Source organism: Vibrio sp. 10N.286.48.C11, assembly GCF_041469805.1.
Lineage (GTDB): Bacteria > Pseudomonadota > Gammaproteobacteria > Enterobacterales > Vibrionaceae > Vibrio > Vibrio crassostreae_C.
The window spans coordinates 1-1319 of record NZ_JBFRLK010000118.1 but is presented as its reverse complement, the minus strand read 5'-3'; the positions used below and the strand labels follow the sequence as shown (position 1 = coordinate 1319).

General features: G+C 49.1%; 1 protein-coding gene. It reads left to right on the top strand.

Features of this window, described 5'->3' with window-relative positions:
- Positions 1 to 1319, top strand: a 1319-nt coding sequence (locus tag AB4209_RS21305) for a tandem-95 repeat protein (RefSeq protein WP_372057278.1), incomplete at both ends; no start/stop codon positions are given.

The following is a 1319-nucleotide window of genomic DNA, read 5'->3' as shown; positions in this document are numbered from 1 at the left end:
ACCTACGATGGCGGCGACGGTATCTTGACCGACAACGGCAACGGGACTTACACCTTTGCGCCGAATGAAAACTTTAATGGCGACGTAAACTTCGGCTTCGATGTATCAGACGGCACCGATACGGTGTCAGCAAACATCGATGTGAGTGTAACTGCCGTTGATGATGCACCTGTGTCAGGCGATTTAGCGTACTCAATCGATGAAGATGGTTCGATTCGTCTAAGCCAAGAGCAACTGTTATCACAAGCATCTGATGTTGAAGGCGATGACCTTACTGCTAGCGGCCTAACGGTTGGTGGTGATGCGACGGTTGTAGCTAACGATGATGGCAGTTTCACCATCACGCCAGATGAGAACTTCAATGGCGACATTGATATCAGCTTCGATATCTCAGATGGTACCAATACCGTTCAAGCTTCTGCCGATTTAACCGTTAACCCAATCAATGACCTGCCAGTTCCTCAAGATCAGCAATTCAGTGTTGAAGAAGACGGTACTTTACTGTTCACAGACGCGGATCTGCTTACAGGCGCGACAGACATTGAAGGTGACAACCTAACGGTTGAAGGTGTGACCTACGATGGCGGTGACGGTATTCTTACCGACAACGGTAACGGCACGTACACCTTTGCGCCAAATGAAAACTTCAATGGCGACGTAAACTTCGGTTTTGATGTATCAGACGGCACCGATACGGTCTCTGCCAACATCGACGTAAGCGTAACTGCCGTTGATGATGCGCCTGTATCGGGTGACCTGGCGTACTCAATCGATGAAGACGGTTCTATCCGTTTAAGCCAAGAGCAATTGCTATCACAAGCATCTGACGTAGAGGGCGATGACCTTACTGCTAGCGGCCTAACGGTTGGTGGAGATGCGACGGTTGTAGCTAATGATGACGGCAGCTTCACCATCACGCCAGATGAGAACTTCAATGGTGACATCGATATCAGCTTCGATATCTCTGATGGCACCAATACGGTTCAAGCTTCTGCAGACCTAACCGTTAACCCAGTAAATGATTTGCCAGTACCTCAAGATCAACAGTTCAGTGTTGAAGAAGATGGAACGCTTATCTTCACCGATGCAGACCTATTAACAGGTGCGACTGATATTGAAGGCGACAACCTAACGGTTGAAGGTGTGACCTACGATGGCGGCGACGGTATCTTGACCGACAACGGCAACGGGACTTACACCTTTGCGCCGAATGAAAACTTCAATGGCGACGTAAACTTCGGCTTCGATGTATCAGACGGCACCGATACGGTGTCAGCAAACATCGATGTAAGTGTGACTGCCGTTGATGATGCGCCTGT